General features: G+C 30.5%; 10 protein-coding genes. 7 read left to right on the top strand and 3 right to left on the bottom strand.

Going from position 1 to position 9,087, the window contains the following annotated elements; translation table 11 throughout:
• Window positions 1–257 precede the first annotated feature (257 nt).
• Both BUC09_RS10470 and xerA read right to left on the bottom strand, forming a co-directional pair.
• Window positions 258–536, bottom strand: a complete 279-nt coding sequence (locus BUC09_RS10470) for a hypothetical protein (protein ID WP_143161907.1) — start codon at window positions 534–536, stop codon at window positions 258–260.
• A 151-nt stretch (window positions 537–687) separates the two neighbouring features.
• On the bottom strand, window positions 688–1,737 hold the full coding sequence (xerA, locus tag BUC09_RS10465) for a site-specific tyrosine recombinase/integron integrase (protein ID WP_073311295.1): 1,050 nt from the start codon (window positions 1,735–1,737) through the stop codon (window positions 688–690).
• A 536-nt stretch (window positions 1,738–2,273) separates the two neighbouring features.
• Here xerA and nadC point away from each other — a divergent pair.
• The 4 genes from nadC to priA are packed head-to-tail and all read left to right on the top strand — an operon-like array spanning window position 2,274 to window position 6,995.
• Window positions 2,274–3,134, top strand: coding sequence for a carboxylating nicotinate-nucleotide diphosphorylase (nadC, locus tag BUC09_RS10460; RefSeq protein WP_073311294.1), 861 nt, complete (start codon window positions 2,274–2,276; stop codon window positions 3,132–3,134).
• Between the two features lie 41 nt (window positions 3,135–3,175).
• Entirely contained in the window at window positions 3,176–4,123 is a 948-nt protein-coding gene (locus BUC09_RS10455; RefSeq protein WP_073311292.1) for a YihY/virulence factor BrkB family protein, read from the top strand.
• Entirely contained in the window at window positions 4,123–4,545 is a 423-nt protein-coding gene (locus BUC09_RS10450) for a DUF2147 domain-containing protein (RefSeq protein ID WP_073311290.1), read from the top strand. Before BUC09_RS10455 ends, BUC09_RS10450 begins: the two co-directional genes overlap by 1 nt.
• Window positions 4,545–6,995, top strand: a complete 2,451-nt coding sequence (gene priA / locus BUC09_RS10445) for a replication restart helicase PriA (RefSeq protein ID WP_073311288.1) — start codon at window positions 4,545–4,547, stop codon at window positions 6,993–6,995. Before BUC09_RS10450 ends, priA begins: the two co-directional genes overlap by 1 nt.
• On the opposite strand, the gene BUC09_RS10440 is transcribed toward priA, so the two are convergent.
• The gene (locus BUC09_RS10440; protein WP_073311286.1) at window positions 6,992–7,684 is read right to left on the bottom strand and encodes a LytR/AlgR family response regulator transcription factor; all 693 of its coding nucleotides are present in this window, start codon (window positions 7,682–7,684) and stop codon (window positions 6,992–6,994) included. The two genes, priA and BUC09_RS10440, sit on opposite strands and share 4 nt — an antisense overlap.
• A 169-nt stretch (window positions 7,685–7,853) precedes the next feature.
• On the opposite strand from BUC09_RS10440, the gene rpsF reads away from it, so the two are divergent.
• The 3 genes from rpsF (at window position 7,854) to rplI (ending at window position 9,010) form a co-directional block, all read left to right on the top strand.
• On the top strand, window positions 7,854–8,195 hold the full coding sequence (gene rpsF / locus BUC09_RS10435; RefSeq protein WP_073311284.1) for a 30S ribosomal protein S6: 342 nt from the start codon (window positions 7,854–7,856) through the stop codon (window positions 8,193–8,195).
• 5 nt (window positions 8,196–8,200) lie between these two features.
• Window positions 8,201–8,497: a 30S ribosomal protein S18 gene (gene rpsR, locus BUC09_RS10430; RefSeq protein WP_073311282.1), complete on the top strand. Its 297-nt coding sequence runs from the start codon at window positions 8,201–8,203 to the stop codon at window positions 8,495–8,497.
• Between the two features lie 69 nt (window positions 8,498–8,566).
• On the top strand, window positions 8,567–9,010 hold the full coding sequence (gene rplI, locus BUC09_RS10425) for a 50S ribosomal protein L9 (protein ID WP_073311280.1): 444 nt from the start codon (window positions 8,567–8,569) through the stop codon (window positions 9,008–9,010).
• Window positions 9,011–9,087: the final 77 nt, after the last annotated feature.

Genomic DNA, 9,087 nt, shown 5'->3' with positions numbered 1-9,087 from the left:
GAGCAAGAAAAAGTTAAGATTACCAACAATAAATAAAGCATTTTATTTTTCATACTCGAATTTTTACAACGTAGCTACAAAGCTTGCATATAACGCTCTGCGGCTTGCCGCAGTGGCGTGATTTTATTGGTTTGTTGTAAAGATAGCAAAAGTTTCGGCTTTCGATTTTCCGGCTACGGAAAATCGGATGCAGCCATTGCTGCAAACCGCTGTTAGCGGTTCGGTTTAAGTTTTCCTTATTTCACGCTTTTTATTCATTATTCTGTTGAAGAATCGTTTATAACGTTTATCAAGTCTTCTTTTAACCATTCTGAAAACAAGTCATCTAATCTCTCGATTTCAAGTTCTATAGAAGTTTCAAGTTCTTGTCCTGTTTTCCCTTTTTGCAATTCTAATATTTCAATTTGGCGTTTTAGTATTGACTTTAAGTAATAGCTATTTATAAGATTTGTAGAATGTATATTAATCAATAAACTTGCAATATTAAGTTTAAATTTTGGGTTACTCAATTCGTTATTTATTTCGTCAAAATTCATCTCGTATTTTTTTGGAATTATTTTTTCTGTGTAGGCTGCTTAAACTGACCGCTAACTTGTGTATATGTATGACACTGTCATACATGTCTGTCCTTTTTGCAAGGTAAAAGTATGATTATTGTTATGATTATTCGCTAAAGTAACAATAAAATCATAAGTCATCAAATGGACTTTTTATTAATTGGATACTTTTAGTGCTTACATGGGTATAAATTTCTGTTGTTTTACTGCTTTTATGTCCCAATAGCTCTTGTATGTATCTTAAATCTGTTCCATTTTCTAATAAATGTGTGGCATAACTATGTCGTAGCCAGTGTAAGGTGGCTGGTTTTGTAATATTGGCTTTTTTTATCGCTTGTTTGAATACGCTTTGTAAACTTTGTTCAGAATATTGTTCTTTCTTATGTTGTCCTTCAAATAACCAAAAAACTGGTTTGCACTCTAAGTAATAAATTCTCAATATTTCTAAAATTTTATTGCTTAAAGGTACAATTCTGTCTTTTTTTCCTTTCGCTTGTCTTACAGTAATTATATTTCTTTTAGAATCGATATCAGTTAGTTTTAAATTTAGTAGTTCACTTCTTCTTAAACCGCAGCTATATAGTAAGGATAGCATAGATTTATGTTTTATGTTATCATGGGCATTTAAAATTAATTTTATTTCTTCTTTACTTAGTACATTCGGAAGCTTTTTTTCTCTTTTTGGACGATGAATTTTTTCAATTTCAATAGTTTTTCCTTCAACAGTCTTAAAAAATAATTTTATAGCATTTACAATTTGATTTTGATAAGAAGATGATAATTTGTTTTTTAAAATATAGTTGTTATTGTATAAAATTACATCTTCGTTAGTGATTTGATCTATAGATTTTGTGTTAAAAAAAGTCAAAAAAGATTTTAATGCATCACAGTAAGTAGCTATTGTATTTGAACTATAGCGCTTGGAGGTTAAATAATTCTTAAAAGCCGTAATGTTCTCAATTCTTTCTTGACTAGGGGTAAAAGTAAAAGTTTCTGATAGAGGAATTTTGAAGCTTAATCGGTTTTCTTCGGTGTCAGGTAAATGCCAGTAGCGTTCACTAGATGACCATAAAGCATTTTCAAAAGTCTTAATTTGTCTAATAAATTCCGCGTTTTTTTCAAAATAAACAGCAATTCTAGGTGTGTTTTTATGTAAAACAGCTTTGGCTTTCCAATTCATTTTTAAAGGCTTATAATAACTCAAAAATAATGTTTTTTAAAAAATAAAAATCTTTAATCAGATAAATTTGGCGAATTAGTTTCTTGAGAACAGATAAAGTAAGTAATGCCTTGAGTATACTTCGAATATACTTCGACTTTAAGTCATATCAAAGCCGTATCAAAGCCGTATATAAGTCGACTAAGCCCGAACAAGAATGGTGACTATGTCTTATCACAATTTTATTTGAATATTTTAGCTAAATAGTGCTATCATATTTGTTGTAGAATGCCAAAGTTACTTAGTGTTTGATTCTTTTTTAACTTAACTAATTGTTTAACAGGCGTATTTTAGTATGATTTTTTTTACATTGTACGATAAACACTTTTTAGACTTTATTCAAACCTATTTCAAATGTAAAAAGTGATAAATTGTTCATGTAATAAAATTGCAATTTTTTCTTGTAAAATAACTTTCGGCCTAAATTTTGATTTAGGTTTTTAAAAAATTTAATATTTAAAAATATATAGTATTTTAGCCTATTATTACAATTTTATATGATTTCAGAAGAGCAATTTCAAAAGGAACTTCAAATAATTATTGCAAACGCAATTCGAGAGGATGTAGGTGATGGTGATCATAGTTCATTAGCCTGTATACCTACAAGTGCAAAAGGTAAAGCTAAGTTATTAGTTAAAGATGAAGGCGTTATAGCAGGTATTGAGTTTGCTAAGATGGTTTTTAAGTATGTAGATCCTGAACTTGAAATAGAACAATTTATCAATGACGGTGCTAGTGTTAAATATGGAGATGTTGCATTTCATGTCTCTGGAAGTTCGCAATCGATACTTAAAGCAGAACGCTTGGTTTTAAATGCGATGCAGCGCATGAGTGCCATTGCAACTAAAACAAAGGTGTTTGTTGATATTTTAGACGGAACAAAAACTAAAATTTTAGATACTCGAAAAACAACTCCTGGAATTAGAGCTCTTGAAAAATGGGCTGTAAAAATTGCTGGTGGCGAAAACCATAGATTTGCTTTGTATGATATGATTATGCTTAAAGATAATCATAATGATTTTGCTGGTGGAATTACAAAAGCAATTGAAAAGACAAACAAATACCTTAAGGAAAATAATCTTGATTTAAAGATTATTGTTGAAGCGAGAAATCTTAATGAAGTTGCTGAAATTCTAGAAAACGAAGGAGTTTACAGAATATTACTGGACAACTTTAATTTTGAAGATACTAAAAAAGCGGTGCAAATGATTGGTACTAAATGTTTAACAGAATCTTCGGGAGGAATCAACGAAAAAACAGTTCGTCAGTACGCAGAATGTGGTGTAAATTATGTTTCTTCGGGAGCGTTAACACATTCAATTTACAATATGGATTTGTCTCTTAAAGCAATTGATTAAATTGTTTCTTAATAAATTAAATTAAAATATACTAATACGAAGTGTCTACAGAAACTGAGCATTTTTTAAAGAAAATACCTGTTGTCAAACAATTAGTAATTGTTTTAGATAATATTAAATTGCCATGGCTGCAGGGTGTTTCGTTATTTGGTCTCATTGATTTTTATTTGTCTGGAGTTTTGCAAGGAGGTATAAGTTACAGAGCTGCTGCAATTGCCTTTAGCTTCTTTATGGCTTTGTTTCCATTTGCTTTATTTATACTAAATTTAATTCCTTACATTCCAATCGAAGGTTTTCAAGATGATTTTATGGCTTTTGTGCAAGAAAATGTACCTCCAACAACTTTTGATGCTATTAAAAATATTATTAACGACATTTTGCATAACAGTCATTCAGGATTACTTTCATCAGGGGTTATTTTGTCTGTTTTTTTAATGACTAATGGTGTAAATGCTGTTATGAGCGGTTTCGAAACATCTCAGCACATAACTGTCAAAAGACCTTATTTTAGACAATATTTTGTAGCATTGTTAATTTCTCTTTTATTGACAATGGTGTTAATTATAACAGTAACAGCAATAATTGTTTTAGAAATATTTATTCAAAAAACGATTATTCAAGATGTGTTGACTAATAGAGTTTCTGATAAAATTTCACTCTTAGAATTAGGAAGGTATATTTTTATTGTTTTAATGATAATGCTGGCAACAGCAATTTTATTCAAATACGGAATTAAGCAATCTAAAAAGAAAAAATTAATTACAATTGGTACAGTTTTTACAACTATTTTAATTGTAGTTTCATCTTACTTTTTTGGAATTTGGGTAGTCAAATTTTCAAAATATAATGAGCTTTACGGCTCTATAGGAACTTTATTAATATTTATGTTTTACCTCTGGATTAACTGTATGGTATTGCTTTTAGGCTTCGAATTAGATGCCTCAATTGCAAAGCTAAGACAGCATCCTACTAAAAATCCCCATTTATAATGAAAAAAACTTTCTTACTATTTTTAATTTTTGGTATTTCCCAAATGTATTCTCAATCTGTTTTAGGAAAATGGAAAACAATCGATGACAAAACAAATCAAGCTAAATCAATTGTGGAGATTTATGAGTCTAACGGAAAAATTTATGGGAAAATAATTGAAATTTTTAATGAAGCAAGACGAGATAATACATGTACTAAATGTGAAGGAGCAGATAAAAATAAGCCAGTTTTAGGATTGGTTATTATTAAAGGTCTTTCTAAAGATGGAGATGAATATTCTGGTGGGAAAATCCTTGATCCAGAATCAGGAAGTCATTACAAATGCATGATCAAAACTGTTGGTAAAGAAAAACTTGAAGTTAGAGGCTATATGGGTATTTCTCTTATTGGTCGTTCTCAAACTTGGATTAGAATTAAATAATGCACTTTTTTGTAGAAGTTATTTTACCACTTTCACTACCTCAGACTTTTACTTATAGAGTTTCTGAAGCAGAGTTTGAATTCTTGAAACCCGGCATGAGAGTGGCGGTTTCTTTTGGTAAAACAAAATTCTACACAGGTTTAGTAATGGAACTGCATAATGTAGAACCATTGTTATATGAAGCCAAAGAAATTCATCAAATCATTGATGATGTACCTTTAGTTACTGAAATGCAATTAAAGCATTGGCAGTGGATTGCATCTTACTATATGTGTTCGATAGGTGAAGTGTATAAAAGCGCTTTACCTTCGGCATTGATATTAGAAAGCGAAACTTTAATCTCTCCTGTAAAAGATTCTTTTGTTGATAAAAATGAACTTTCTGACGAAGAGTTTTTACTCATAGAAGCTTTATCTCAACAAAGTGCAATTAAAATTAGCGAAGCAGCTTCGATAGTAAATAAAAGGAAAGTATTTCCTGTTATTCAGCAATTATTATCTAAAAATATCATAACTCTACAAGAGGAGATGGTTGAAGAATATAAGCCCAAATTGGTTCGTTATATTCGATTAATTCCTGAATTTGAGTCAAGTAATAAGTTAGAGGATTTACTTCAAATTCTTAAAAATGCTCAAAAGCAAAAGGAATTATTGCTAAGTTATTTTCAGTTAAAGGCTTCTCAAAAAACACCTATTTCGGTTAAACAATTAACAGAGTATTCGGGTTCATCATCAGCAATTGTTAAAGCATTAATTGATAAAGAAATTTTTGAAGAATATTATATTCAGCATGATAGAGTTTCTTTTGATGATGTTGATGAAAACAAAATAGTACTCAGTGAAGATCAGTATCAGGCATTTCAAGAAATAAAAAATGTTTTGACTGAGAAAGATGTTTGTTTGTTGCATGGAGTTACAGCATCTGGTAAAACAGAAGTTTATATTAAATTGATTGAAGAATTTCTTCAGCAAGAAAAAAAAGTATTGTATCTCCTGCCTGAGATTGCATTAACTACTCAATTAGTTACTAGATTAACCAAATACTTTGGTAATAAAGTGGCGGTTTTTCATTCAAAATATAGTAATAATGAAAGGGTTGAAGTTTGGAATCAGGTTTTAAATAAATCAGATAAAGCTCAAGTTGTAATAGGAGCAAGGTCAGCCTTGTTTTTACCTTTTCAAGATCTTGGTTTTGTAATTATTGACGAAGAGCACGAAGCAACTTTCAAACAAGTAGATCCTGCTCCTAGATATCATGCACGTGATGCTGCCATAGTTTTAGCAAATTTTCATGGAGCTAAAGTATTACTTGGATCTGCAACTCCTAGTGTTGAAACGTATTTTAATACGCAAAAAGGGAAATATGGATTGGTTGAGTTGCATAAACGCTTTGGTAACGCGATTATGCCTGAAATTCATTTAGTCGATTTGAAGGATGCCTATTTTAGAAAAAAAATGACAGGTCATTTCAGTCAATCTTTGATTGATGCAATAACAGAAGCACTGTCTTTAGGGGAACAAGTTATTTTATTTCAAAACCGACGCGGATATTCTCCAGTCATCGAATGTATGACCTGCGGTCATGTCCCTCAATGTACACAATGTGATGTGAGTTTAACATATCACAAATTCAAAAACCAGTTGCGTTGCCATTATTGCGGATTTACGATAGCAAAACCAACAAGATGTCATGCTTGTTCAAGTATCGATTTAACTTCAAAAGGGTTTGGTACAGAGCAAATTGAATTAGAACTTAATAATTTATTCCCAAATAAGAATATCAAGAGAATGGATCAAGATACTACCAGAGGGAAGTATGCTTTTGAAAAGTTAATTGATAGCTTTAAAAATAGAGAGATAGATGTTTTAGTTGGAACCCAAATGCTAGCCAAAGGTTTAGATTTCGACAATGTATCTATTGTGGGGATCTTGAATGCTGATTCGATGCTGTATTTCCCAGATTTTAGAGCATTTGAACGAAGTTATCAGATGATGACACAAGTGTCGGGTAGGGCAGGACGATCAGATAAAAAAGGAAAAGTGATTATTCAAACCTATAATCCTTTACATAATACTATTCAGCAGGTTACTAATAACGATTATCAAGGAATGTTTAAAGAACAATTATATGAAAGATACATATACAAGTATCCGCCATATTATAAACTAATAAAACTGACCTTGAAGCATAAAGATTTTGATAAACTTAAAGAAGGTTCCATGTGGTTATATCAAGTTTTAAAGCAACAGTTTGATATTCCAGTTCTTGGTCCCGAAGAACCTCCTGTGAGCAAAATAAGAAACGAATATATCCGAACTATTTTAATCAAGATTCCACAAGAGTATCATTTAGGTAACACAAAAAAAACTATCCAGAAAATACTGAATAGTTTTGATGCTATTTCTCAATACAGAAGTATTAAGGTTGTTGTAAATGTCGATTATTATTAAGAATCTAAAGCTTTTACTAAATCTTCTTTTTTGTTACGACTTAAAGGTATTTTTGTTACTCCTATTTCTGCGAATTTACTGTTAAACTTCTCAATCTTATCAATATTGATAATGAATGATTTATGTACTCTAATGAATTTTTCTTTTGATAAATCCTTTTCAAAAGATTTCATGGTAGACAATACTAAGTGACTGTCATCTTCTGTAACTATTTTTACATAGTCTCCATAAGCTTCTATCCATTTAATTTTAGAAGTATAGATTTTTAATTTTTTCAGATTACTTTTGATAAAGATATGCTCTCCCTCTTCTTCAACACTTTCGCGACGTAATTGATACATATCCATAGCTCTTTTTATGGCTGCATTAAAACGTTCTTTCGTTATTGGTTTTTGAAGATAATCAGTCGCATCATAATCAAACGCTTTGACTGCATATTCTGCTTTAGCGGTGATAAATATGATTTGTGGTTTTTCTTTTAGACCATCTAATAAGTTAAATCCGTTTATAACTGGCATTTCAATGTCAAGAAATAACAAATCAACTTGTTTTGTAGCCAAGCAATTTTTGGTTTCGACAGCGTTAGAAAATTCGCCAACCAATGATAGATTAGGGTGAGCATCTACTAATTTTGTTACCAAAATTCTCTGAATAGAGCTGTCATCAACAACAATACAGTTCAATTTCATAAGCGTCTTTTTAATAGATTTGTTTGTTAAAAATATAGTTTTTTATTGAAACACCAAACTATTTTATGTAAAAAAATGGTTTTCATCGATTTATTTGATTTTTGTTTTGTGTATTGAAATAAAAAGACTACTTTTGCACCCACATTTTTAACAAATAAAATTTATTATTATGAATCATTATGAAACTGTTTTCATCTTGAATCCCGTTTTATCTGAAACTCAGGTAAAGGAAACAGTAAGCAAATTTGAAGATTATTTAGCTTCAAAAGGTGCTAAGATGGTATCCAAAGAGGATTGGGGCTTGAAAAAAATGGCTTACGAAATTCAAAACAAAAAATCTGGTTTTTACCATTTGTTTGAATTCCAAGCAGAAGGTGATGTATTAATTGGTTTTGAAACTGAATTCCGTCGTGATGAAAGAGTTATGCGTTTCTTAACAGTTAGTTTAGACAAACACGCTATTTCTTGGGCTGAAAGAAGAAGAGAAAAATTAAAATCTAAAAAAGCTTAATTATCATGTCAACAATCGAGCAATCTGCAAAAGGAAAAAAAGACGGAGATATCAGATATTTAACGCCTTTAAACATTGATACGAACAAACAAAAAAAATATTGTCGTTTCAAAAAATCAGGAATCAAATACATCGACTATAAAGATGCTGACTTCTTGTTAAAATTCGTAAATGAGCAAGGTAAAATCCTTCCTCGTCGTTTAACAGGAACTTCTTTAAAATACCAAAGAAAAGTATCTGTAGCAGTAAAAAGAGCACGTCACTTAGCTTTAATGCCATACGTAGCTGATTTATTAAAATAATTATTAAAGTCTAGTTGTTGTCCCGACAACGTCGGGACTAACTTCTAAAAAATACAAAAGGACAACAACATGGAAATTATATTAAAACAAGACGTTCAAAACTTAGGATTTAAAGATGACGTAGTTACTGTTAAGCCAGGATACGGACGTAACTTTTTAATCCCTCAAGGATTAGCTGTATTAGCTACTCCATCAGCAAAAAAAGTATTAGCTGAGAACTTAAAACAAAAAGCTCACAAAGAAGCTAAAGTTGTTGCAGATGCTAAATCATTAGCTGAAGCATTAAAAGCTTTAGATATCAAAATCACTGCTAAAGCAGGAGGGGAGAAACTTTTTGGATCTGTTACTAATGCTGATTTAGCTGTTGTTTTAGAGAAAAACGGTCATTCAATTGATAAAAAATTCATTACTTCAGGTATCGTTAAAAGAACTGGTAAATACAATGCATCAGTTCGTTTACACCGTGATGTAATCGTTGATTTAGCTTACGAAATTGTTGCTGAACAAGCTTAATTTTTAAGAAAATATTTTTAAAAGTCTCTGAACCTTCAGAGACTTTTTTTATTCTATATTCTTTACTTTTGTTTGGA

The organism is Flavobacterium terrae (genome assembly GCF_900142035.1).
In the GTDB taxonomy this organism is placed as follows: Bacteria; Bacteroidota; Bacteroidia; order Flavobacteriales; family Flavobacteriaceae; genus Flavobacterium; species Flavobacterium terrae.
This window is presented reverse-complemented; position numbering and strand designations above follow the sequence as displayed.

Bases quoted from the DNA above. Each gene is read 5' to 3' on its own strand.
- BUC09_RS10470 (WP_143161907.1), bottom strand. From the start codon at position 536: ATGAATTTTGACGAAATAAATAACGAATTGAGTAACCCAAAATTTAAA.
- xerA (WP_073311295.1), bottom strand. From the start codon at position 1,737: ATGAATTGGAAAGCCAAAGCTGTTTTACATAAAAACACACCTAGAATT.
- nadC (WP_073311294.1), top strand. From the start codon at position 2,274: ATGATTTCAGAAGAGCAATTTCAAAAGGAACTTCAAATAATTATTGCA.
- BUC09_RS10450 (WP_073311290.1), top strand. From the start codon at position 4,123: ATGAAAAAAACTTTCTTACTATTTTTAATTTTTGGTATTTCCCAAATG.
- priA (WP_073311288.1), top strand. From the start codon at position 4,545: ATGCACTTTTTTGTAGAAGTTATTTTACCACTTTCACTACCTCAGACT.
- BUC09_RS10440 (WP_073311286.1), bottom strand. From the start codon at position 7,684: ATGAAATTGAACTGTATTGTTGTTGATGACAGCTCTATTCAGAGAATT.
- rpsF (WP_073311284.1), top strand. From the start codon at position 7,854: ATGAATCATTATGAAACTGTTTTCATCTTGAATCCCGTTTTATCTGAA.
- rpsR (WP_073311282.1), top strand. From the start codon at position 8,201: ATGTCAACAATCGAGCAATCTGCAAAAGGAAAAAAAGACGGAGATATC.
- rplI (WP_073311280.1), top strand. From the start codon at position 8,567: ATGGAAATTATATTAAAACAAGACGTTCAAAACTTAGGATTTAAAGAT.